The organism is Mesorhizobium sp. YR577 (assembly GCF_900116595.1).
Classification (GTDB): Bacteria; Pseudomonadota; Alphaproteobacteria; order Rhizobiales; family Rhizobiaceae; genus Mesorhizobium_M.
Genome location: NZ_FPBI01000001.1, coordinates 294,069 through 314,160, shown reverse-complemented (window position 1 = coordinate 314,160; position 20,092 = coordinate 294,069). Strand labels below are relative to the sequence as shown.

Annotated in this window: 27 protein-coding genes and 1 other RNA gene; 10 read left to right on the top strand and 18 right to left on the bottom strand. The window is 62.6% G+C overall.

Going from position 1 to position 20,092, the window contains the following annotated elements; translation table 11 throughout:
* Together BM413_RS01580 and BM413_RS01575 are read right to left on the bottom strand one after the other, a co-directional pair.
* Positions 1-291, bottom strand: coding sequence for an Rdx family protein (locus BM413_RS01580; RefSeq protein WP_091909447.1), 291 nt, complete (start codon positions 289-291; stop codon positions 1-3).
* A complete protein-coding gene (locus BM413_RS01575) occupies positions 288-1,037 on the bottom strand; it encodes a YebC/PmpR family DNA-binding transcriptional regulator (RefSeq protein WP_091909444.1) in 750 nt (249 codons plus the stop codon). Before BM413_RS01575 ends, BM413_RS01580 begins: the two co-directional genes overlap by 4 nt.
* 182 nt (positions 1,038-1,219) lie before the next feature.
* On the opposite strand from BM413_RS01575, the gene BM413_RS01570 reads away from it, so the two are divergent.
* Positions 1,220-2,026 carry an MBL fold metallo-hydrolase gene (locus BM413_RS01570; RefSeq protein ID WP_091910265.1) on the top strand — a complete coding sequence of 269 codons (807 nt, stop codon included), beginning with the start codon at positions 1,220-1,222 and terminating at the stop codon, positions 2,024-2,026.
* Between the two features lie 7 nt (positions 2,027-2,033).
* Here the strand turns inward: BM413_RS01570 and BM413_RS01565 are convergent, their stop codons facing one another.
* The 5 genes from BM413_RS01565 to ssrS all read right to left on the bottom strand — a co-directional run bounded on the left by BM413_RS01565 (position 2,034) and on the right by ssrS (position 4,948).
* On the bottom strand, positions 2,034-2,798 hold the full coding sequence (locus BM413_RS01565) for a TerC family protein (protein WP_091909441.1): 765 nt from the start codon (positions 2,796-2,798) through the stop codon (positions 2,034-2,036).
* A gap of 75 nt (positions 2,799-2,873) precedes the next feature.
* Positions 2,874-3,698, bottom strand: a complete 825-nt coding sequence (locus tag BM413_RS01560; protein WP_091909438.1) for a TIGR00282 family metallophosphoesterase — start codon at positions 3,696-3,698, stop codon at positions 2,874-2,876.
* On the bottom strand, positions 3,695-3,937 hold the full coding sequence (locus tag BM413_RS01555; RefSeq protein WP_244537728.1) for a helix-turn-helix domain-containing protein: 243 nt from the start codon (positions 3,935-3,937) through the stop codon (positions 3,695-3,697). Before BM413_RS01555 ends, BM413_RS01560 begins: the two co-directional genes overlap by 4 nt.
* A gap of 182 nt (positions 3,938-4,119) precedes the next feature.
* Positions 4,120-4,698 carry a 5-formyltetrahydrofolate cyclo-ligase gene (locus tag BM413_RS01550; protein WP_091909435.1) on the bottom strand — a complete coding sequence of 193 codons (579 nt, stop codon included), beginning with the start codon at positions 4,696-4,698 and terminating at the stop codon, positions 4,120-4,122.
* Between the two features lie 94 nt (positions 4,699-4,792).
* Positions 4,793-4,948, bottom strand: a non-coding RNA gene (gene ssrS, locus BM413_RS01545) — 6S RNA.
* Positions 4,949-5,244: 296 nt separating this feature from the next.
* Here ssrS and BM413_RS01540 point away from each other — a divergent pair.
* Positions 5,245-6,084, top strand: a complete 840-nt coding sequence (locus tag BM413_RS01540) for an AAA family ATPase (RefSeq protein WP_091909432.1) — start codon at positions 5,245-5,247, stop codon at positions 6,082-6,084.
* A 257-nt stretch (positions 6,085-6,341) separates the two neighbouring features.
* Positions 6,342-6,788, top strand: a complete 447-nt coding sequence (locus BM413_RS01535) for a GNAT family N-acetyltransferase (protein ID WP_091909429.1) — start codon at positions 6,342-6,344, stop codon at positions 6,786-6,788.
* Here the strand turns inward: BM413_RS01535 and BM413_RS01530 are convergent.
* On the bottom strand, positions 6,766-7,830 hold the full coding sequence (locus tag BM413_RS01530) for a glycoside hydrolase family 25 protein (protein WP_091910262.1): 1,065 nt from the start codon (positions 7,828-7,830) through the stop codon (positions 6,766-6,768). The genes BM413_RS01535 and BM413_RS01530 overlap by 23 nt on opposite strands.
* Positions 7,831-8,062: 232 nt before the next feature.
* Here BM413_RS01530 and BM413_RS01525 point away from each other — a divergent pair, with 232 nt between their 5' ends.
* The 5 genes from BM413_RS01525 (at position 8,063) to BM413_RS01505 (ending at position 10,971) form a co-directional block, all read left to right on the top strand.
* Positions 8,063-8,494, top strand: a complete 432-nt coding sequence (locus BM413_RS01525; protein WP_091909426.1) for a YeeE/YedE family protein — start codon at positions 8,063-8,065, stop codon at positions 8,492-8,494.
* Positions 8,495-8,499: 5 nt separating this feature from the next.
* Positions 8,500-8,931 carry a DUF6691 family protein gene (locus BM413_RS01520; RefSeq protein ID WP_091909423.1) on the top strand — a complete coding sequence of 144 codons (432 nt, stop codon included), beginning with the start codon at positions 8,500-8,502 and terminating at the stop codon, positions 8,929-8,931.
* Between the two features lie 8 nt (positions 8,932-8,939).
* Positions 8,940-10,130, top strand: a complete 1,191-nt coding sequence (locus BM413_RS01515; protein WP_091910260.1) for a vWA domain-containing protein — start codon at positions 8,940-8,942, stop codon at positions 10,128-10,130.
* Positions 10,131-10,200: 70 nt separating this feature from the next.
* Positions 10,201-10,602, top strand: a complete 402-nt coding sequence (msrB, locus tag BM413_RS01510; protein ID WP_091909420.1) for a peptide-methionine (R)-S-oxide reductase MsrB — start codon at positions 10,201-10,203, stop codon at positions 10,600-10,602.
* Positions 10,603-10,605: 3 nt separating this feature from the next.
* Positions 10,606-10,971 carry a DUF488 domain-containing protein gene (locus tag BM413_RS01505; RefSeq protein ID WP_091909417.1) on the top strand — a complete coding sequence of 122 codons (366 nt, stop codon included), beginning with the start codon at positions 10,606-10,608 and terminating at the stop codon, positions 10,969-10,971.
* 3 nt (positions 10,972-10,974) lie between these two features.
* Here the strand turns inward: BM413_RS01505 and BM413_RS01500 are convergent, their stop codons facing one another.
* The 5 genes from BM413_RS01500 to BM413_RS01480 all read right to left on the bottom strand — a co-directional run bounded on the left by BM413_RS01500 (position 10,975) and on the right by BM413_RS01480 (position 14,103).
* A complete protein-coding gene (locus BM413_RS01500; protein ID WP_091909413.1) occupies positions 10,975-11,415 on the bottom strand; it encodes a hypothetical protein in 441 nt (146 codons plus the stop codon).
* Positions 11,416-11,534: 119 nt separating this feature from the next.
* Positions 11,535-12,116, bottom strand: a complete 582-nt coding sequence (locus BM413_RS01495) for a L,D-transpeptidase (RefSeq protein WP_348272866.1) — start codon at positions 12,114-12,116, stop codon at positions 11,535-11,537.
* A 380-nt stretch (positions 12,117-12,496) separates the two neighbouring features.
* Positions 12,497-12,757, bottom strand: a complete 261-nt coding sequence (locus BM413_RS01490) for a DUF2312 domain-containing protein (RefSeq protein ID WP_091909407.1) — start codon at positions 12,755-12,757, stop codon at positions 12,497-12,499.
* A gap of 228 nt (positions 12,758-12,985) precedes the next feature.
* Positions 12,986-13,294 (bottom strand): DUF1244 domain-containing protein, encoded by a 309-nt coding sequence (locus BM413_RS01485; RefSeq protein WP_091910257.1) that lies wholly within the window; start codon positions 13,292-13,294, stop codon positions 12,986-12,988.
* Between the two features lie 11 nt (positions 13,295-13,305).
* The gene (locus tag BM413_RS01480) at positions 13,306-14,103 is read right to left on the bottom strand and encodes an N-formylglutamate amidohydrolase (protein WP_091909404.1); all 798 of its coding nucleotides are present in this window, start codon (positions 14,101-14,103) and stop codon (positions 13,306-13,308) included.
* Positions 14,104-14,372: 269 nt separating this feature from the next.
* On the opposite strand from BM413_RS01480, the gene BM413_RS01475 reads away from it, so the two are divergent.
* Both BM413_RS01475 and pyk read left to right on the top strand, forming a co-directional pair.
* Positions 14,373-14,837 (top strand): DUF1036 domain-containing protein, encoded by a 465-nt coding sequence (locus BM413_RS01475; protein ID WP_244537709.1) that lies wholly within the window; start codon positions 14,373-14,375, stop codon positions 14,835-14,837.
* Positions 14,834-16,270 carry a pyruvate kinase gene (gene pyk / locus BM413_RS01470; RefSeq protein WP_091909401.1) on the top strand — a complete coding sequence of 479 codons (1,437 nt, stop codon included), beginning with the start codon at positions 14,834-14,836 and terminating at the stop codon, positions 16,268-16,270. Before BM413_RS01475 ends, pyk begins: the two co-directional genes overlap by 4 nt.
* Positions 16,271-16,331: 61 nt before the next feature.
* Here the strand turns inward: pyk and BM413_RS01465 are convergent, their stop codons facing one another.
* From BM413_RS01465 to purE, 5 genes are all read right to left on the bottom strand, one after another.
* Positions 16,332-17,396, bottom strand: a complete 1,065-nt coding sequence (locus BM413_RS01465; protein WP_091909398.1) for an alpha/beta fold hydrolase — start codon at positions 17,394-17,396, stop codon at positions 16,332-16,334.
* 70 nt (positions 17,397-17,466) lie between these two features.
* Complete coding sequence (locus tag BM413_RS01460; protein ID WP_091909395.1) at positions 17,467-18,057, bottom strand: tetratricopeptide repeat protein; 591 nt, start codon at positions 18,055-18,057, stop codon at positions 17,467-17,469.
* A gap of 107 nt (positions 18,058-18,164) precedes the next feature.
* The gene (gene ykgO / locus BM413_RS01455; protein WP_008834857.1) at positions 18,165-18,290 is read right to left on the bottom strand and encodes a type B 50S ribosomal protein L36; all 126 of its coding nucleotides are present in this window, start codon (positions 18,288-18,290) and stop codon (positions 18,165-18,167) included.
* 131 nt (positions 18,291-18,421) lie between these two features.
* On the bottom strand, positions 18,422-19,498 hold the full coding sequence (locus tag BM413_RS01450) for a 5-(carboxyamino)imidazole ribonucleotide synthase (protein ID WP_091909392.1): 1,077 nt from the start codon (positions 19,496-19,498) through the stop codon (positions 18,422-18,424).
* Complete coding sequence (gene purE / locus BM413_RS01445; RefSeq protein ID WP_091909390.1) at positions 19,495-19,992, bottom strand: 5-(carboxyamino)imidazole ribonucleotide mutase; 498 nt, start codon at positions 19,990-19,992, stop codon at positions 19,495-19,497. The genes BM413_RS01450 and purE overlap by 4 nt, the downstream gene beginning before the upstream one ends.
* Positions 19,993-20,092: the final 100 nt, after the last annotated feature.

Genomic DNA, 20,092 nt, shown 5'->3' with positions numbered 1-20,092 from the left:
CTACTTGCGGTCCGAATGGCCGAGATCGCGTTCGGGGTCGATGATGTCCCGCACGCGCTGCTTCAGCACCTTGGCCTCGGGAAAGCCCCCGTCGCGCTTGCGCTCCCAGATCAGCGCGCCATTGCAGGTGATCTCGAAGACGCCGCCGGTGCCCGGCACCAGCGCCACCTCGCCAAGTTCCGTGCCGAAGGTGGAAAGAAGCTCCTGCCCCAGCCACGCCGCCCGCAGCAGCCACATGCACTGGGTGCAGTAGGTGATTGCTACGCGGGCTTTTGGCGCGGCCTCGGTCATGCCGCGCTGAGCTTGGCCATCGTCTCTTCGTCGACCTCGAAATTGGCGTAGACGTTCTGCACGTCGTCGTCGTCTTCGAGGGTGGCGACGAGTTTCAGGATCGACTGGGCGCGGTCCTCGTCGACCGGAATGTTGTTCTGCGGCTTCCAGATCGCCTTCACCGATTCGGCTTCGCCGAGCGAGGCTTCGAGCGCCTTGGAAACCTCACCGAGATTCTCGAAGGTGCAGAGGATGGTGTGGCCGTCCTCGTCCGACTGCACATCGTCGGCGCCCGCCTCGATCGCTGCATCCATCAGCTTGTCGGCGCTGCCCGCTGAAACCGGATAAACGATTTCGCCGACGCGGTCCCACATGAAGGACACAGAGCCGGTTTCGCCGAGCGCACCGCCGGACTTGGTGAAGGCGGCGCGCACATTGGAGGCAGAGCGGTTGCGGTTGTCGGTCAGCACCTCGACGATGACGGCAACGCCGCCGGGGCCGTAGCCCTCGTAGCGCACTTCGTCATAGTTTTCCGCATCGCCCGCCGACGCCTTGTTGATGGCGCGCTGGATGTTGTCCTTCGGCATCGACACGGCCTTGGCGTTCTGCACGGCCAGCCGCAAACGCGGGTTCATCGCCGGGTCGGGCACGCCGACCTTGGCGGCGACGGTGATTTCGCGCGCCAGCTTGGAAAACATTTTCGAGCGCACCGCGTCCTGACGGCCCTTGCGGTGCATGATGTTCTTGAATTGTGAATGGCCGGCCATGGGACCCCTTAGTCTTTACTCGGCTATCTGGAATGGGCCGGCTTATAAACCAGAATGACGGTGAACGTCCAGAAGTACCGGCGTTTGCCGCCCTCGCGAAAACGTGACTCCCGATAATGCCCTTTCGCCGGTCATATTGCATTGCCGCATCATTCATCGCCGCCTGCGACGGGAGCCTTGGAATGCCAGCTTTTCGCCTTGCCTTTCTGCTCGCCTTCCTGTTCTGGCCATTGGCCGCATTCGCGCAGGAAGACCCGGTGCCGAGCCGCTGCATCGCCATCGCGCAGGCGCTGCCCGGCGTCACCTATGCGAATTTCACGCCGGCGCAGGCCAAGACCAGCGGCGAGGTGAAAATCACCTATGCCGGCCATTCCACCTATGTCATCGAAAGCCCCGCCGGCGTGCGCATCGCCACCGACTTCAGCGGCATCTATGGCAGCGACCCGCTGCCGCGCGTCGTCACCATGAACAAGGCGCACCGCACGCACTACACCAACGCGCCCGACCCCGGCATCGAGCACGTGCTGCGCGGCTGGAACCCGGAAGGCGGGCCGGCGAAGCACAGGATCGTCGTCGACGATGTCTATATCCGCAACGTCCCGACCGACATCCGCAGCTGGGGCGGCGAGCTCGAACGCGACGGCAATTCGATCTTCATCTTCGAGGTGGCAGACCTGTGCATCGGCCATCTCGGCCATCTGCATACGCGCCTCAGCGACCAGCAATATGGCCAGATCGGCCGGCTCGACATCGTCATGGTGCCGATCGACGGCGGCCTGACCCAGTCGATCGGCTCTATCAGCGAGATCACGACGCGGCTTTATTCGTCAGTCGTACTGCCCATGCACCGTCACGCGACGCCGCTGGACGAATTCCTCCGCCGCGTCGGCGAAGGCTTCGCCGTCGACTTCCGCGACAGCCCCTCGTTCACGGTCTCGCTGAAAACCCTGCCGCGCCAGCCGACGATTGTGGTGCTGGAGGGGATTTGAGCAATGCTCAGTGCCCGCCGCCGCTTTTCGCCTTGCGCTTCCTCGCCAGCATGTTGAGCCCCTCGACCAGCGCCGAGAAGCCCATGGCGGCGTAGATGTAGCCCTTGGGCACGTGGTAGCCCATGCCGTCGGCGATCAGCGTCATGCCGATCATCAAGAGGAAGCCCAGCGCCAGCATGACGATGGTCGGGTTCTTGGCAATGAATTTCGCCAGCGGATCGGCTGCCACCAGCATCACCGTCACCGCCGCGATGACGGCGATGTACATGATGACGATCTCGTCGGTCATGCCGACGGCGGTGATGATGGAATCCACCGAGAACACCAGGTCGAGAACGAGAATCTGGAAGATCGCCGCGCCCATGGTCAGGTTCACGGTCTTGCCGACGATATCGTCCTTATGGTCGGTCGGGTCGACCGTGTGATGGATTTCCTTGGTCGCCTTCCACACCAGGAACAGGCCGCCCGCGATGAGGATGATGTCGCGCCAGGAGAAGCCGTGGCCAAGTGCGGTGAATACCGGCGTTGTCAGCTGCACGATGAAGGAGATCGTCGCCAGCAGTACCAGCCGCATGATGAGCGCAGCACCAATGCCGAGCTTACGCGCCCGCGATTGCTGCTCGGGCGGCAGCTTGTTGGTCAGGATCGAGATGAAGATCAGATTGTCGATGCCCAGAACGATCTCCATGACCACAAGGGTCACAAGCGCGACCCACGCCGTCGGATCGTTCACGAAGGCGAAGTGCGGCGCCAGAAAGTCGATGATCGGCATCTGCTGAATGTCCCCTGACAATCTGAAAGAAAAATATTCCGGCAGAAGTAGGTAGGCTACAGGCTTACTTCAACGTCAAGACCAGAAAGAAGGCATTGTTTCTTCTAGGCGCGGCCCGAGCCGCAGGGGCGCAACCCTCTCGGCAAGCCCGGTACGGTCGGATATATCGACGCCGAGCCCGCAAATCGTCGCAGGGCCGTTCGCGGCCTCGAAACGTCCCTTCGGCACTTTCGAAAGAAACCGGTTCAGCGGCTCTTCCTTGTCCATGCCGAGCGAGGAATCATAATCGCCGCACATGCCGGCGTCGGTCAGGTAGGCGGTGCCACCGTTGAGGATCTGGTGGTCGGCGGTCGGCTGGTGCGTATGCGTGCCGACGACGAGGCTGGCGCGCCCGTCGACGAAATGCGCAAAGCACATTTTCTCGCTCGTCGCCTCGGCATGGAAATCGATCACCACCGCATCCGCCTGCTCGCCAAGCGGGCAGGCGGCAAGCTCGCGCTCAACCGCCTGGAACGGGTCGTCCAGCTCGGGATGCATGAAAACCCGGCCCATTATGTTCGAAACAAAGACGCGCGCGCCGTTCCTGGCGATATAGACGCCCGAACCCCGGCCCGGCGTGCCTTTGGGAAAATTGACCGGGCGCAGGAAGCGATCCTCGCGCGGCGCAAATGTCAGCGCCTCGCGCTGGTCCCAGACATGGTTGCCGGTGGTCACGACATCGGCGCCGGCATTCAGCGTCTCGCGAAAGATTTCCTCGGTTATGCCGAAGCCGCCGGCGGCGTTCTCGCCATTGACGATGACGAAATCCAGCTTGAAGTCGGAAATCAGCCCCGGCAGCTTTTGCCACACGGCCGTGCGGCCGGATTTACCCACCATGTCCCCGAGAAAAAGAAGTCTCATGCAGCGTCCCGTGTTCCGAGCGCGCGCGATACGGTTTCCGGCTCATTGGCGATAACGCGCAGATAGGCGCGCGCGGCCTGATCCGGTTCCGTCCTGCCCTGCTCCCAATCCCGCAACGTCCCTAGCGGGATCAGATAGCGGCTGGCAAATTCTTCCTGTGACAGATGTAGCGCGCGCCTGATGATCTTCACGCGCGGCACACGGCCAGGCGTGTTCAACGGCGCTTCGTCCAGCAGCATAGTGTCTGCGTCGTCGAGGGCAGCCGCCACCTCGGCAAAGCCCATGGACCGCAGCCGGTCCCAACCGCTCTTCATTTCAGCCTTGGCGTTCCTGGTCATATGTTCTTTGTTCACGGCGCGTTGGAAATCAGTCTTATTCGCTCACCGCGCTCCGTGTAAACCACCGTTGTTCTGTCCGCTGGTCAAGCGTCGCCAAACCGGCGCAGGCCGCTTTCGGTCAGGATTTCCGGGATGATCACGTCATGCGGCTCGTCGGGCACCAGCGGCACCTCCTGGCAATCGAAGGCGATGCCGATCATGCGCGGGTCCAGGCCCTTGTCGTGCAGGCGTGAAATCGCCCGGTCGTAGTAGCCGGCCCCATAGCCGATGCGATGGCCGCGCGCGTCGAAGGCGGCCAGCGGTATCAGCATCAGCGACGGATCGAGCACTTCCGCATCCTCGGGCGGCCCCGCGGTGCCAAAACTCATCTGGACAAGCTCGGCGCCGCGCACCAGTTCGCGAAAGACGATCGTCGTCTTGTCGAGGATTGCCGGCAGGCAGAGCCGCGCACCCTTTTCGCACAGGGAAAACATCAGCGGCCTGATATCGACCTCGGAGCGCATCGGCCAGAAAGCCGAGACGATCTGCCCCGGCTCGACCGGGATCGCAGCTGCCATATCCGCCATCTGCAGCGACGCCTCGATGCGCCACACCGCCGGCAGCGCGTCGCGGCGCGCCAGCGCTTCCAGGCGCAGTTGTTTCTTGAGTGCTTTTTCCATCATCGCGCCCCTTATGCCGGGGCAGGATAAAAAATGCCAGTTGCGACGCGCCATCGCATAAGCGACGTTTTCACAAGACGCAGCGAAATCGGGGAAGTGACGATCCACACAACCGGTGGAGAGAGCGATCCCGGGAACCTACAAAGTAGGTGGGCGCCGTATGAAAAGACCCACGGGTCTTCCCAGGGACAGCTCCCTAAGGATCGTTAAGGCCCCGGGGAAAATGTTCTCCTGCCGGGAAGCACAGACCGTCACTGGCGAATATAGGACGCATCGAGGGTGCACGCCAGAGAATTGCCGGCTTTGAAAAAAATTTAGATGAAAGCGCCGGCGTTTTCTCCCCCCTTGAGGGGGAGATGGCGCGCAGCGCCAGAGGGGGTCGTTCATGCCGAGCGCAACGCAAAAAGAACGTCGAGCACTGCCGCAGCGACCCCACCCGGCGGCTTCGCCGCCACCCTCCCCTCAAGGGGTAGGGAAACGCGGGCACAACCCTTGCCCCGTCACCATCCCGCCCCTACTGTCTCGGCCAACACCAATCTGGAGTTCGGAATGCGTTTTGAAGGCACCTCGGCCTATGTTGCCGAAAAGGATCTGATGGTCGCGGTCAATGCGGCGATCGCGCTGGAGCGGCCGTTGCTGGTCAAGGGCGAGCCCGGCACCGGCAAGACCGAGCTTGCCAAGCAGGTGGCATCCGCCCTTGGCCTCGACCTGATCGAATGGCACATCAAGTCGACCACCCGCGCCCAGCAGGGGCTTTACGAGTATGATGCCGTCTCGCGCCTGCGCGACAGCCAGCTCGGCGACGACCGCTTCAACGACATCAAGAACTATATCAAGCGCGGCAAGCTGTGGGAGGCCTTCGCCGCCGGCCGGAAGGTCGTGCTTCTGATCGACGAGATCGACAAGGCCGACATCGAATTCCCCAACGATCTGCTGCAGGAACTCGATAAGATGGAGTTCTTCGTCTACGAGACCGGCGAGACGATCCGCGCCGATGTGCGCCCAATCGTCATCATCACCTCCAACAACGAGAAGGAACTGCCCGACGCCTTCCTGCGCCGCTGCTTCTTCCACTACATCCGCTTCCCCGACGCCGAGACGCTGACCAAGATCGTCGAGGTGCATTATCCCGGCATCAAGCAGAACCTGGTGCGCGCTGCCCTCACCCAGTTCTACGAAATCCGCGACGTGCCGGGCCTCAAGAAAAAGCCGTCGACCTCCGAGGCGCTCGACTGGATCAGGCTGCTGGTTGCCGACGACATCGACCCCGCCGACCTGCGCGCCGACCCGAAGAACGCCCTGCCCAAGCTGCACGGCGCGCTTCTGAAGAACGAGCAGGACGTGCATCTGTTCGAACGGCTGGCGTTCATGGCGCGGCGGCAGGGGTAGCAAGTCCCCCTCTCCGTCTCGGCTTCGCCGAGCTACCTCTCCCCGCAAGCGAGGCGAGGAACCGACACCCATTGAGGTTGCGGCTTTACAGAACTTGGGTTCCTCGCCCCCATGAAATGGGGGAGAGGTGGCTCGCGTAGCGAGATGGAGAGGGGGCGCTGAAGCGCGGACAACGCTTTTTCAGCTCTGGACCGTTGGTAACAGCTTCGCACTCGGGCAGGCTCACCGCCAGCAACGACGATAGAAAGCGACAGCCAATGACCGAAGTCACCATCCGCCCGCTTGAACAGTCCGACCATGCCGAATGGCGCCGTCTCTGGACCGACTATCTGATCTTCTACAAGGCAACCGTGCCGGAGGAAGTCTACCAGACCACCTGGAAGCGGCTGTTTACCGAAGGCGAGTACGAGCCAAAGGGTTTCATCGCGCTGCTCGACGGCAAGGCGGTCGGCCTGACGCACTACATGTACCACCGCTCATGCTGGTCGGTCGTCAACAACTGCTATTTGCAGGACCTGTTCGCCGACCCCGACGTGCGCGGCAAGGGCGTCGGTGCGGCCCTCATCGAGGCGGTCAAGCAGGAAGCCGCCAAGATCGGCGTGTCGAACGTCTACTGGATGACGCACGAGACCAACACCACCGCGCGCAAGCTCTACGACTATGTCGCGCGGCGCACCGGCTTCATTGAGTACGATCTGCTGTAAGCACCGCGGTCTGGTTCGACACCCAGCGGTGCCAGTCGCTCTCGCTGCCGTGGAAGACGTTGAGGTCGATCTTCCCGGCAACGCCATGCGACAGCCCGGACCCCGAATACTGCCAGAACACCCACTTGCGGCCGGGATAGACCTTGGACGGGTGCTGGGCGACGGCGCGGAGCCAGAACGGATAATCCTGGAATTCGCCCCTGAGATTGTCGCGGTAGAAATCCGGCGCGGTGTAGATGATCGGACGCTGGCCGTAGTGCCGTTCCAGCTTGTCCATGAAGACCTGCATCTTCTCCAGCACCTTGGCGCGCGACAGGCGGCGCTGGCATTTCGACTCGCCATTGTATTCGACGTCGATGACCGGCGGCAGCGCGCCTTCCACCTTCGGCACGTTGCGGATGAACCAGTCGGCCTGCTCACCGGCGGTGCGGCACCAGTAGAAGAAGTGATAGGCCCCGCGCCTCAGCCCGGCCTCCTGGGCGCCGCGCCAGTTTTTCCGGAACATCGGGTCGAGATGGTCGCCGCCGTCGGTCGCCTTGATATAGGCGAAGTTCGCGCCCTGGCTGCGCAGTCTCTGCCAGTCGATCTCGCCCTGCCAGCGCGAAACATCGACACCGTGCACGGCCAGCGCCCTGGGCGAGGCCTTGCCGAAATTGATCGGCTTGGCGTCGCGAAACTGGCGGCTGTAGATGCGGCTGCGCTCAAGCGGCACCATACCGGCCGATGGGTTGGCAGGCACCATCAGCGCGACCGGCTTCAACTCGGGCACCGGCATTCCCGCCGACTTGGACTCGACCGCAAGCGCCACCGCTGCCGGCGGAACCGGGGCGGCCGCTGCCAATGCCTGGTGCGGCAGCGTTTGCTGAGAATCGGCAATGACCGCACCGACACTTGCCGCCGGCACCGGGCCGCTTGGCCTGACGACGGAACTTGTCGTTTCAAGCGATGGCTGCGCCAGGATGTCGCCCACACCCGAACTGGATGTGCAGCCGGCAAAAGCCATGCAGGCGAAGAGGATTGCTGAAACTCCTGAGAAACGCATAGACACCCGCACGCAAACAAACACGTCGACAGCCAGGGAAAACGCCATCGAACCCCACTGACGCAAATTCCTAACGACAAATTACCAAGAAAGGTTGAATCCTCCCGTTAACCACGACAACTCGAAAGACACTGATGCTCGCATGCATGCCGGCGATTTCATTGGATGCGATTTGCTGTAGCATCGACCGCCGCGTGGCCACGCAAGCCCATCGGCTCCATCGGAGGTATCCATGACTGAATTCACGCCGTTCGCTTCATTGATCGGCGGTGCCCTGATCGGCCTTTCCGCCGTGCTCTTGATGGCTCTGGATGGCCGGATCGCCGGGATCAGCGGCATAGCCGCGCGCCTGCTGCCGCCCTATCGGGATGGCACAGGCACCCTGTCGGCGCTCGCTTTCGTGGCGGGCCTCGTCTGTGCTCCCTTCGTCGTGATGGCCTTGACTGGCCAGCCCGTCCTGCAGACGGTTTCATCGAACCTGCCCCTCATGGCCATCGCCGGCTTGCTGGTCGGCTTCGGCGCAAACCTCGGCGGCGGCTGCACCAGCGGGCACGCCGTCTGCGGCATATCGCGTCTCTCGACACGCTCGATCGTCGCTACGGTCACCTTCATGGCCACCGCCTTCGTCACGGTCTTCGTCGTGCGTCACATGGTTGGAGGCTGAGCCCCATGACCTTCGTCGTCAATTTGCTTCTCGGCCTGCTCTTCGGCATCGGCCTTGTCGTCTCGGGCATGTCCGACCCCGCCAAGGTGCTCAATTTCCTCGATCTGGCCGGCACGTGGGACCCGTCGCTCGCCTTCGTGATGATAGGTGCGGTGCTTGTCGCTTTCCTCGGCTACCGCGTCGTGCTGAAGCGTGACCGCCCGCTGCTGGCGAGTGCGTTCCGGCTGCCCACGGCAAAGGATGTGGATGCGCGCCTGCTTTCCGGCGCTGCGATCTTCGGCATTGGCTGGGGGCTTGGAGGTTTCTGTCCGGGGCCGGCGCTGACAGCACTTGGTCTGGCCGCACCCGGAGCGCTGGTATTCCTGCCCGCAATGTTCGCAGGCCTATGGGCTGCCCGCATGTTGACCCTTGCCCGATCGCCCCTCAAGGAGGCATGAAGCAAGCCATGTTCATTCCCTTCTTTCTAGAGCTCAAAGCCGCCAAAGTCCCCGTGTCCCTGCGGGAATATCTGTCCCTGCTCGAAGGGCTGGAAGCGGGGCTGGTCGACTACGATGTCGAAGGCTTTTACTACCTCGCCCGCGCCGCACTGGTGAAGGACGAGCGCCATATCGACCGCTTCGACCAGGTCTTTGCCCATGTCTTCAGGGGTGTCGAGGCGCTGGCCGGCGAAGGCGCAATCGATGTCGAGAACCTGCCCGAGGAATGGCTGCGGCGGCTTGCCGAAAAGCACCTGAGCGACGACGAGAAAAAGCTGGTCGAGGCGCTGGGTGGCTTCGAAAAGCTGATGGAGACGCTGAAGAAGCGCCTCGAAGAGCAGAAGGGCCGGCATCAGGGCGGCTCGAAATGGATCGGCACCGCCGGCACCTCGCCCTTCGGCGCCTATGGCTACAATCCCGAAGGCGTGCGCATCGGCCAGAACGAAAGCCGCCACCGCCGCGCGGTGAAGGTGTGGGACAAACGCGAGTTCAAGAATTTCGACGATTCCGTCGAACTCGGTACCCGCAACATCAAGGTCGCGCTGAAGCGCCTGCGGCGCTGGGTGCGCGAAGGTGCGGAGGAGGAATTCGATCTGCTCGGCACCATCCACGCCACCGCCGAGCACGGCTATCTCGACGTCCAGACCCGGCCGGAACGGCGCAACGCGGTCAAGCTCTTGATGTTCTTCGATGTAGGCGGCTCGATGGACGACCACATCAAGGTGGTGGAGGAGCTGTTTTCAGCCTCGCGTGCTGAATTCCGCCAGCTCGAATATTTTTACTTCCACAACTGCCTCTATGAGGGCGTCTGGAAGGACAATCGCCGCCGCCATTCCGAGGTCATCCCGACCCACGACGTGCTCCACAAATATGGCCACGACTACAAGGTCATCTTCGTCGGCGACGCCTCGATGAGCCCCTACGAGATCGCCTATGCCGGCGGTTCCGTCGAGCACTGGAACCCCGAGCCCGGCGCGCTCTGGCTGCAGCGCGTCATCGCACAATGGCCGAACGCCATCTGGATCAACCCGACGCGCGAAAAGCACTGGAGCTACACCCATTCTATCAAGATGATCGGCGACATTTTTTCCGGTCGCATGTATCCGCTGACGCTCTCCGGCCTCGAAAGCGCGACCAGGGAGCTGTCGAGGAAGCATTGAGGATGCACTTGGTAAACTCGACTTTCGGTCTTACATTCGGCCGGAACAAAACTTCCCTGGAGGCGGCCTCATGGACACCCACACTTATCCCGTCACCCGCACCGACGCAGAATGGCGCGCTTTGCTGACACCGGAACAATATGCGGTCATGCGCGGCCACGGCACCGAGCGGCCGGGAAGCTGCGCCCTGCTTTACGAGAAGCGAGCCGGCACTTTTACCTGCGCCGGCTGCGACCAGCCCCTGTTTGAATCGAAGCTGAAATTCGAGAGCGGCACCGGCTGGCCGAGCTTCAACGACCCGGTCGAGGGTTCGGTGGAAACAACCGTCGACCGCAGCTACGGCATGGTGCGCACCGAATGCCATTGCGCGCGCTGCGGCAGCCATCTCGGCCATGTCTTCGAGGACGGTCCGCCACCGACCGGCCTGCGCTATTGCATCAACGGCGTGGCGCTGAACTTCCAGCCTGCTTGAGGCATGGCCGGCAAGATCGCGGCGGACAGGATCAGGCTCAAGCGGGCCTACGAGCCGCCGTCCGCCGATGACGGCATCCGCATCCTGGTCGACCGGCTCTGGCCTCGCGGCGTTAGCAAGGCGGACGCGAAGCTGGACCAGTGGATAAAGGAGATCGCACCCAGCACCGAGCTACGAAAATGGTTCGGGCACGATCCGGCAAAGTGGCAGGAATTCCGCCGGCGATACATTGCGGAACTCGAAACGCATCGCGAACAACTCGAGCATCTGCGCGAACTGGCTACGACCGGCGTGGTGACGCTGGTCTATTCCGCCCGCGACGAAACGCACAATGACGCCGTTGTGCTGCGTGAAGTGCTGCTTGGTTGAGGTTTAGCGCTCGCTGAGCAGTTCGGTCACGACACGCTCGAACCGCGAGGCCTCGGTCACCAGCCAGTCGGCCATGGCCGGCCAGTTGTCCTCGGCAAAGCAATTCACCCGCCATGTGCAGCCCAGGCTTGTGCCGTCGAAACGCTGCTCGGGCCTGATCTTCAGCCGCTTCTCGATAATGGCCTGGAAAGGCTTCAGCCGTGCTTGGGCATCGACCGCGCCAAGCTTCTCGTTGCGGCCGAAGAAAACGCCGACGAGATTGGGCTCCGGCGCCACATACATCGTGATGACGAGACCGAACTCGGCCAGCCCGCGCTGCCAGAACCATGGTCCGTGCCGCGCCCGGCGAGACTTTTCCTCGGGGTGCCGCTCCTCGAACAGCGCCCAGAAGGCCCGATGCCGGAACTCAGCCGCCCGGCGGGGGCCGAAGTCAAATTCTTCCATCGCTCGCCGCTCCCTCAACGCCTGCAAGGCCAGGTGTGGCGCGCTGGCCCGATCGAAGCACAGGATCAAGGATATCTGTCGAACCCGTGTGATCGACCGAGACTGGCAGAACGGTTGGGCTAGACTGCCGACGACAACCCGCCGGTGACAACAATAGGCGTGCCATCGGGAACCCGGTCATAAAGATCGATGATGTCCTGGTGCATTAGCCGTACGCATCCCGACGAGACCGACTTGCCGATCGACGACCATTCCGGAGAGCCGTGGAGGCGATAGAGCGTATCCTTGCCGTCCTGGAAGATGTAGAGCGCGCGGGCGCCGAGCGGGTTGCTGACGCCGCCCTCCATGCCGCCCTCCCAATCGTTCGTGCGTGGTATCTGCCGGGCTCGATATTTTTCCAGCTCGGGTTGGCGGTCGATCATTTCGTTGGGCGGGAACCAGCGTGGCCATTTCTGCTTCCACTGGATCACCCCCTGGCCCGACCACTCAAAACCCTGGCGGCCGAGACCGACACCATATCGGATTGCTTGCCCCATATTGCCGACGAGAAAGAGGAAATGGTTTGCCGTGTCGACGACGACGGTTCCCGGCTGCTCTCCGGTCGGGTCCGGCACGACCTGTCGATAGAATTTCGGGTTAATCTTTTCGAAAGGCACGGCAGGAATGTCATGACCGTCGTCGGACATGGCGGCATACATCATGCGAGGATCGCCGAAGCTGGGACTGACGACGGGCTGTGGCAGCGGCTGCGGTAGAGGTTCCGTGGTTTGGACAAACGATCCCCCTTGGCGCGGAGGACCACTCGTGCAAGCGGCCAGCGCGGTCGACGCGGCGCTTGTCGCGGCCATTACCAGTATCTTGCGGCGGTTGAATTTCGGCATGCAACTTTCTACCCATGTTCAGGATGGAAGCAAAGCCGGGTTTCACAATTTCCCGCTCGAGCGCCCTCAAGTTTTATCAAGCGGGTTCCGCATCCGGACCCGATGTCGAAATTCAGCCGCCCGGAGGCGGCTGAAGTCTGATTCTTCCATCGTCCCGCTCCCGGCTGCGTTTCACCGCTGAGCCGGGCGGGCGAGATTGTTCACTCCATGCCGAGGGCGGCCTTGTAGAGGTCGAGGATCGCTTCTTCTTCCTGCCGCTCGGCCTGGTCCTTCTTGCGCAGGCGGATGATGGTGCGCACGGCCTTGGTGTCGAAACCCGTGCCCTTCATCTCGGCGAAGACGTCCTTGATGTCGTCTGCGATGGTCTGCTTCTCTTCCTCGAGACGCTCGACGCGCTCGATGAAGGCGCGCAGCTGGCCCGCGGCAACGGTCTGGCTGGTTTCGGTGATGTCGTCGGCCATTTTTCCTGCTCCGAATGAAAGGCGGCGACTCGGGCCGCGGATGGGTCGCGTTCGATTGCCTTACCCAGCCTGAGGGGTCAAGGGCGGAAAAAGCAGCGTATCGTCGCTGTTGCCAAAGTTGAACGTCAGAGCATCGCACCGAAAAGCGGAATCCGGTTTTCGGAATATTCCGATGCTCACGCCAAGTGCTGGATCGTCCTTCGTGCGTCCGAATGGACGCACGGCGATCTAGTGGTCTTTCGGCCGGCGCGCTTCGAATTCGGCCTTCTTGGCTTCCGACGCCTCGGTCTGGTGCAGCGCCTGCCACTCGGCATAGGGCATGCCATAGACGATTTCGCGCGATGCGTCCTTGGAGAGGGCTACCCCTTCCGCCTCGGCCGCCTCGCGATACCAGTTGGACAGGCAGTTGCGGCAGAAACCGGCCAGGTTCATCAGGTCGATGTTCTGGACGTCGCCGCGCTCGCGCAGATGCTCGACCAGCCGGCGAAAGGCGGCGGCTTCGAAATCGCGTTTCTGGTCTTCGCTGAGATCGGTCATGGAAGGTTCCTTCATACTGGCCCCGTGCGCGAGCCGAATAGCTTGACCTCATGTATATCGGGGCGCGCATTGACCGCGTCAACGATCGGCGCGAGCCGGATTGCCCAATCTTCGGCGGTGGCATCGTCCGCGATCAGGTCCTGGCGGATCTCGATCAGCGCATGGGCATAGCCGTTGACGATGGCATGCTTGAACATGGTGTCGCCGCGCAGCGCGCCGTCATAAGGCTCGTTGTCGCCGACAGTCAGGGTGCCGTCCTCGGCAAGAAGCTCGATCAACGGACGAATGGCCCGGTCGTCGCTGTCCCACAAGAGGCCGACATGCCAGGGCCGGACATAGCCCTGCATCACGGGCGTGAAGGAATGCACCGAAAACAGGAAGGGCGCCTTGCCGGATTCCCGCGCGACGGAGGAAACCATGGCGCCGACCGCGTCATGATAGGGCCGATAATAATTATCGAGCCGGCGTTCCCGCTCCTCCGGCGTCATCGGATAGTTTCCGGGCACGACGGTGCCGTCATAGAGCTGGCGAATCAGTGTCGGGTCGTCCTCGCCGCGATTGGGATCGATCAGCAGCCGCGAGAAGTTTGCCAGCACCGCCGGCGCGCCGAGAAGGGTCGCCAGCTTGCGCGTGACCTGCTCGACGCCGATGTCATAGGCGATATGACGCTGGAATTCGGCGGGCGGCAGGCCAAGATCACCATATTCGTCGGGCAAAGCACGTTTTGCATGGTCGCCAAGCAGGACGATGCCGCGTTTGCGGTCTCCCTCGATGATTTCATAGGGGGCAAAAACTGCGGATCGCGTCATGGGCTTGCAAACGTCCCGTCTGCCGGTGTTGATGGGGATAGGCCCGTCATTTCATGAAGTTAGGCTGGGTGCAATGTCGTTGTTTGGTCAATGTTCTGGCAGAAATCATGCGAGAGCGATCAAGGATGCGACATGAAGCCACTTAAATCGATTGGATTGACGTGCTTGGGCGCGTTGACATGCGCACGGACTTTTCCGAAAAGGGGCATCCGACAATGCTGACAGCAGACAAGAGGGGTTCGAGGATGGATTTCGCCGGGGCATCGCGCATGCGTTCTGCATGGACGGCGCTGCTTCTTTTCCTCGCAATTCCTATTTTTTCAATTGCCACCGCAAGCGATGCGCACGCCGATTTCCGGGTCTGCAACGCCACGCAGAGCCTGATCGGCGTGGGCATCGGCTATCGCGCCAAGGCCGGATGGGTCACCGAAGGCTGGTGGCATATCGAAGGTTCGACCTGCAAGACCCTGATCGAGGGTCCTTTGTCATCACGGTTTTACTATCTTTATGCAGAAGACGCCGAGCGCGGTGGGCGCTGGGACGGTCCAATCAACATGTGCGTCGCTGAAAAGGAATTCAAGATTGCGGGCGTGACCGATTGCGTCGCCCGCGGGTTCCAGCGCGCGGGCTTCCAGGAATATGATACGGGCGAGCAGGCAAGCTGGATGGTCCAGCTGACCGACGAGCCCGCAACGGGCGGCGCAGCAGCCGTCACGGGAACGAATTCTCCATGAGACGTAGCCGCAAGGTAAAAATCCTCGCAACGATCGGACCGGCCTCCTCTTCCGAGGAGATGATCCGAAAGCTTTTCGAGGCAGGCGCGGATGTCTTCCGCATCAATATGAGCCACACTGACCACCCGCTCATGCGCGAACTCGTCCGCCGCATTCGCGCGGTAGAGACCGAACTTGGCCGGCCGATCGGCATTCTGGCCGACCTGCAGGGGCCGAAGCTTCGTGTCGGCAAATTCGCCAACGGCAAGGAAACGCTTGAGCTCGGCCAGGAATTCACGCTCGACGACAACCCGGCACCGGGCGACGCCAAGCGCGTCCACCTGCCGCATCCTGAAATCCTTGCCTCGGTCCAGCCCGGACATCGCCTGCTGATCGACGACGGCAAGCTGGAACTGAAGGCAGTCAAATGCGATGGAAAATCCATCGTCTGCACCGTGATTGCCGGCAAAGGCATCTCGGACCGCAAGGGCGTCAGCCTGCCTGACACCGAATTGCCGGTCGGCGCGCTGACCGAGAAGGACCGCGCTGATCTCGACGCGGTCCTGGCGACCGGCGTCGACTGGGTCGCGCTGTCCTTTATCCAGCGGCCCGAGGATCTTGCCGAGGCGCGCAAGATTGCTCGCGGCCGCGCTCTCCTGATGTCGAAGATCGAAAAGCCGCAGGCCGTGGCGCGGCTCGCCGAGATCATCGAACTCTCCGACGCGCTGATGGTGGCGCGTGGCGACCTCGGTGTGGAAATGCCGCTCGAATCCGTGCCCGGCATCCAGAAGCAGATCACGCGCGCCGCGCGCCGCGCCGGCAAGCCCGTGGTTGTCGCCACCCAGATGCTGGAATCGATGATCTCAGCCCCGGTGCCAACTCGCGCCGAAGTCTCCGACGTGTCGATCGCCGTATTCGAAGGCGCAGATGCGATCATGCTGTCGGCCGAATCTGCGGCGGGCGAATATCCGGTTGAAGCCGTGTCGATGATGAACCGCATCGCCGAGCGGGTCGAGCAGGACCCCACCTATCCCGGCATCATCAATGCGCAGCGTTCCGAGCCCGAAGCGACCGGCGCCGACGCCATTTCGCTGGCTTCGCGCCAGATCGCGGAAACGCTGAAGCTTTCGGCAATCATCACCTACACAGCTTCCGGAACGACCGGCCTGCGCGCCGCGCGTGAACGGCCGCAAGTGCCGATCATCGCGCTCTCGCCAGTCGTCGAAACCGCGCGCCGGCTATCACTGGTGTGGGGCACGCATTGCGTCGTCACCGAAGATGCCTTCGACCTCGACGACATGGTCGATCGCGCCTGCCGCATCGCCTTCGAGGAAAATTTCGGCAGACCGGGCGACCGCGTCATCATCACGGCGGGCGTGCCGCTGCGTACGCCGGGCGCCACCAACATGCTGCGCATCGCCTATATCGGCGCGGAAGGCCGCGGCGGCGCTTGAGGCCCGCTAACTCCGCCCTGCCGGCCATTCGGATCGGCAGGGCGAGTTGTCAGCCAGCTTTTCATTCCGGCGCGAGTTCACCGTCCATAACCGTCTCGTCGATGCAGCCCGCGCCATAGGCGTCACCGGCGATGCGCGCCTCTACGGCTCGCGCGGTGGCCTGCAGATCGACAGGCTTGCCGGCAAGTTTTTCGATAGCCGCGACGACAAGGTCCGGCGCGATCCAGTCCGGCTTGTGGCCGAGATTATGGACCCATAAGAGTTCCGAGTTCGGAATATCGCGGGCGAGCCCGACGGAATGGATTTCCTCGTAAACCACCGTATCGCGGTCCCCCGAGACCACGACAGTCGGCGCTTTGATCTCGCGATAGAGCGGTGCGGTCGCCAGGGCGTAGCGATAGAGGCCCTCGACATCGATGGCATTGGCGCGGAAGGCGCTCGGACGCAGCACCAGCGGAATCGACGCCCTCTTCGCATAATCGTCCGGCACCTTGTTGGGCGCAAAGACGCAGGCCGTGGCACCATCAAGCTGCATCAGCCCGGCGGGCGTGGTGACGGTTTCGGCAAACAGCCGGCCGATCACCGGAACCGACGTCAGGCTGTAATACCAGGACGTCGCCCCGCCCGGCCACGGATGGGTAGCCGCCGAAAGGAATACCAGGCCGCGCGTTTTTTCAGGATGTTCGAGGCCGAGTGCCGTGGTGGCTGCACCGCCGAAGGAATGGCCGACGATGATCGCTTGCCTGATGCCAAGCCGGTCCATCAGCTTTGCGATCGTGGCAGCCTGCGCGCTAGGGTTCTCGTTGTTTCCCGGCCCTCGGCTTGACCAGCCATGGCCGGGCCGGTCGAAGAACAGCATCTCGGCACGGCCTTCGAGCAGCGGCCGCAGCGGCACCATCTGATCGTTCAGATTGGCGCTGGCGCCATGGATGAACACGATCGGCGGAAGATCGGCATTCGCACCCGGCGGGACGCGGACATAGTGGATGCGCGCGCCGTCGATATCGATGAAACTTCCGACCGGCGGGTTGCGGCGTTCGATCAGCCACGAGCCCATGCGCGTCACGCCGACCATTATCAAAAGAAGCGCAAGCAGAAAGGCAGCGGCGGCGTAGAGCAGGTTCATTTCAGGGACGGTCGACGGGCGGCGTGGAAAATAGGCACCGGAAAATCAGCATCGCCGGCGGGCCGATGCATCAGATGCCTTCACCGGCTAGCTCTTCCGAAAGCGTGGAGACTTCGTTCTGGGCGCTGCGCATCATCGGATAGATATCGAGCACGCGCTGCCAGGCATTGAGCGCCAGCTGCTTGTTGCCCCTCTCCTTCATGATCTGCGCCATGCCGGCCAGCGCCCCGAAATGGCGCGGCTCCAGCCGCAGGGTCTGGTTGATGTCCGACATCGACTTGCCGAAGTTCTGCATCATGAAATGCACGGTCGCGCGGCGGTTCCAGCCCTCGGCGTAAGAGGGGTCGAGCGTCACGACCTGATCGAGGAAATCGAGCGCGACATCGAACTTCTGATCTCCCATCGCCTTTTGCGACCACTGCATCATCAGGTCGATGGAGGCACTGCCGGACCTGTTCCATTCCTCGCGGATGCGCTGCGCGATACGCTGGGCCGCCCGCTCGTTTCGCTCGCGCTTCAGATCGCCGAATAGCGCATCCAGCCGATCGGGCTTGGCGGTCACCTGCGTGCTTGTCGCCGGTCCTGTCTGTTGTGCGTAAACCGCCGGCACGAAAGCGCCGGCCAAAGCAAAGGTGAGAAAAAACGCAAAAAAATTCCGCATGCGAGAGAATCTATCCCCTCGCATCGGAACGTCAAACTGAATTTCGCGTGAAGGCCTGGGCCTTGAACCGGTCACCCCCGAAAAGCTTTGCTTTCGGGGTCGGTCACTCAGCCCTGGCGAGCCTTGTAGCGCGGGGCAGTCTTGTTGATGATGTAGATGCGGCCCTTGCGGCGAACCAGCTGGTTGTCGCGATGGCGGCCTTTCAGGGCCTTGAGCGAGTTCTTGATCTTCATGGTCTTGCCTGTCGAATGCGGCCCGAAGGCCTAATCAAAAAGCGCGCCAACAGCGCGCCTCAAATTTGTAGCTGGCTCTTAGACGAGAGTGTTTGCCGATGTCAACCTCCGGCAGCCACTTGTCCGTCAAATTAGCGCTTCAGCCGGGTGAAATGACCCATCTTCCGGCCAGGGCGGGCTTCCGCTTTGCCGTAGAGATGCAGAACCACTTCCGGCTCGGCGAGCAGGCTCTCAGCGCGCTCGACCTCGTCGCCGATGAGATTTTCCATCACGCAATCCGAATGTCGCGTGGCCGCGCCGAGCGGCAGCCCGGCGATCGCACGGATATGCTGCTCGAACTGCGAGTTGGCGCAGGCAGCTTCCGTCCAGTGGCCCGAATTGTGGACGCGCGGCGCGATCTCGTTGACGAGCAGCGAGCCATTGGGAAGCACGAAGAATTCGACGCCGATGACCCCGACATAGTCGAGCGCCTCGAGAATGGCGAAGGCGGCTTCGGTGGCACTCCGGGCGGTCTGCGCCGAGATCGTCGCCGGCACGGTCGAGCTGTGCAGGATGCCGCTGCTGTGGACGTTCTCGGCGGGGTCATAGGCCGAAAGCGCCCCGTCACGGCCGCGCGCCGCAATAACGGAAATCTCGCGGTCGAAACTCACGAAGGCTTCCAGGATCAGCGGCACTCCGCCCATGGCGGTATAAGCGCCGTCGGCGCCAGCCGGCGGGGTGTTGCGGAACAGGCGCTGGCCCTTGCCGTCATAGCCCATGCGGCGGGTCTTCAACACGCCGGCACCGCCGAAGGCTTCGAGCGCCGCGCCAAGGTCTTCGTCACTGTCGATGGCGCGAAAGTCGGCGGTTGGAATGCCGATGCCGTTGAGAAAGCTTTTCTCCACCACGCGGTCCTGCGAGACCTCGAGGGCGCGGGCCGGCGGATAGACCGGCACCGAACGCGCAAGAAGCTCGGCGGCGGACACCGGCACGTTTTCGAACTCATAGGTCACGACCGCACTTGCGCGGGCAAGTTCGGCAAGGGCGGCACTATCGTCATAGGCAGCAACGATCTGGCTGTTGGCCACCTGCGATGCCGGACAATCGGCCTGCGGTTCGAGGATCACCGTGCGATAGCCGAGGCGGGCGGCAGCCATCGCCAGCATGCGACCGAGCTGGCCGCCGCCGATGATGCCGATCGTCGAGCCGGCGGGCAGAGGTTCGCTCATGCGTCGTCCATGGGATGGTCCGCGACCTTGGCGGTCTGCTCGGCGCGCCAGGCATCCAGGCGCTCTGCGAGCTTTTCATCAAAAAGGGCAAGCACAGCGGCAGCCAGCAAGGCTGCGTTGACTGCGCCGGACTTGCCGATGGCCAAGGTTCCGACCGGTATGCCGGCCGGCATCTGCACGATCGACAGAAGCGAATCCTGCCCCGACAGCGCCTTCGATTCGACCGGCACGCCGAATACCGGCAGCGATGTCAAAGCTGCCGTCATGCCAGGAAGATGCGCGGCACCCCCAGCGCCTGCAATCACGATCTTGAAGCCTTCGGCCTTGGCGCCCTTGGCGAAATCGTAGAGCCGCTGCGGCGTGCGGTGTGCCGACACGATGCGCGTGTCATGCGCAATGCCGAGCGCTTCCAGCGTCTCGGCGGCGTGACGCATTGTCGCCCAGTCGGACTGGCTTCCCATGATGATGGCGACGTCGGCGCGCGCTGTGCTCAAATCTCTGGCCTCTGCTTTGCTGGAAACAGGCACGATAGAAATTGCTGCCAGCCGATTAGCGAAATGAACGGCGTCCCGCAAGAAGTCTTGCGACGAGAAG

What these genes read in the sequence shown, in the direction of transcription:
- BM413_RS01480 (WP_091909404.1), bottom strand. Translation starts at nt 14,103, where the DNA reads ATGACGCGATCCGCAGTTTTTGCCCCCTATGAAATCATCGAGGGAGAC.
- BM413_RS01460 (WP_091909395.1), bottom strand. Translation starts at nt 18,057, where the DNA reads ATGCGGAATTTTTTTGCGTTTTTTCTCACCTTTGCTTTGGCCGGCGCT.
- BM413_RS01575 (WP_091909444.1), bottom strand. Translation starts at nt 1,037, where the DNA reads ATGGCCGGCCATTCACAATTCAAGAACATCATGCACCGCAAGGGCCGT.
- BM413_RS01540 (WP_091909432.1), top strand. Translation starts at nt 5,245, where the DNA reads ATGCGTTTTGAAGGCACCTCGGCCTATGTTGCCGAAAAGGATCTGATG.
- BM413_RS01500 (WP_091909413.1), bottom strand. Translation starts at nt 11,415, where the DNA reads ATGGAAGAATTTGACTTCGGCCCCCGCCGGGCGGCTGAGTTCCGGCAT.
- BM413_RS01525 (WP_091909426.1), top strand. Translation starts at nt 8,063, where the DNA reads ATGACTGAATTCACGCCGTTCGCTTCATTGATCGGCGGTGCCCTGATC.
- BM413_RS01580 (WP_091909447.1), bottom strand. Translation starts at nt 291, where the DNA reads ATGACCGAGGCCGCGCCAAAAGCCCGCGTAGCAATCACCTACTGCACC.
- BM413_RS01570 (WP_091910265.1), top strand. Translation starts at nt 1,220, where the DNA reads ATGCCAGCTTTTCGCCTTGCCTTTCTGCTCGCCTTCCTGTTCTGGCCA.
- BM413_RS01520 (WP_091909423.1), top strand. Translation starts at nt 8,500, where the DNA reads ATGACCTTCGTCGTCAATTTGCTTCTCGGCCTGCTCTTCGGCATCGGC.
- pyk (WP_091909401.1), top strand. Translation starts at nt 14,834, where the DNA reads ATGAGACGTAGCCGCAAGGTAAAAATCCTCGCAACGATCGGACCGGCC.
- BM413_RS01450 (WP_091909392.1), bottom strand. Translation starts at nt 19,498, where the DNA reads ATGAGCGAACCTCTGCCCGCCGGCTCGACGATCGGCATCATCGGCGGC.
- BM413_RS01550 (WP_091909435.1), bottom strand. Translation starts at nt 4,698, where the DNA reads ATGATGGAAAAAGCACTCAAGAAACAACTGCGCCTGGAAGCGCTGGCG.
- BM413_RS01555 (WP_244537728.1), bottom strand. Translation starts at nt 3,937, where the DNA reads ATGCTGCTGGACGAAGCGCCGTTGAACACGCCTGGCCGTGTGCCGCGC.
- BM413_RS01465 (WP_091909398.1), bottom strand. Translation starts at nt 17,396, where the DNA reads ATGAACCTGCTCTACGCCGCCGCTGCCTTTCTGCTTGCGCTTCTTTTG.
- BM413_RS01535 (WP_091909429.1), top strand. Translation starts at nt 6,342, where the DNA reads ATGACCGAAGTCACCATCCGCCCGCTTGAACAGTCCGACCATGCCGAA.
- BM413_RS01515 (WP_091910260.1), top strand. Translation starts at nt 8,940, where the DNA reads ATGTTCATTCCCTTCTTTCTAGAGCTCAAAGCCGCCAAAGTCCCCGTG.
- BM413_RS01530 (WP_091910262.1), bottom strand. Translation starts at nt 7,830, where the DNA reads ATGCGTTTCTCAGGAGTTTCAGCAATCCTCTTCGCCTGCATGGCTTTT.
- BM413_RS01475 (WP_244537709.1), top strand. Translation starts at nt 14,373, where the DNA reads ATGCGTTCTGCATGGACGGCGCTGCTTCTTTTCCTCGCAATTCCTATT.
- BM413_RS01565 (WP_091909441.1), bottom strand. Translation starts at nt 2,798, where the DNA reads ATGCCGATCATCGACTTTCTGGCGCCGCACTTCGCCTTCGTGAACGAT.
- BM413_RS01505 (WP_091909417.1), top strand. Translation starts at nt 10,606, where the DNA reads ATGGCCGGCAAGATCGCGGCGGACAGGATCAGGCTCAAGCGGGCCTAC.
- ykgO (WP_008834857.1), bottom strand. Translation starts at nt 18,290, where the DNA reads ATGAAGATCAAGAACTCGCTCAAGGCCCTGAAAGGCCGCCATCGCGAC.
- BM413_RS01490 (WP_091909407.1), bottom strand. Translation starts at nt 12,757, where the DNA reads ATGGCCGACGACATCACCGAAACCAGCCAGACCGTTGCCGCGGGCCAG.
- msrB (WP_091909420.1), top strand. Translation starts at nt 10,201, where the DNA reads ATGGACACCCACACTTATCCCGTCACCCGCACCGACGCAGAATGGCGC.
- BM413_RS01560 (WP_091909438.1), bottom strand. Translation starts at nt 3,698, where the DNA reads ATGAGACTTCTTTTTCTCGGGGACATGGTGGGTAAATCCGGCCGCACG.
- BM413_RS01485 (WP_091910257.1), bottom strand. Translation starts at nt 13,294, where the DNA reads ATGACCGATCTCAGCGAAGACCAGAAACGCGATTTCGAAGCCGCCGCC.
- BM413_RS01495 (WP_348272866.1), bottom strand. Translation starts at nt 12,116, where the DNA reads ATGATGTATGCCGCCATGTCCGACGACGGTCATGACATTCCTGCCGTG.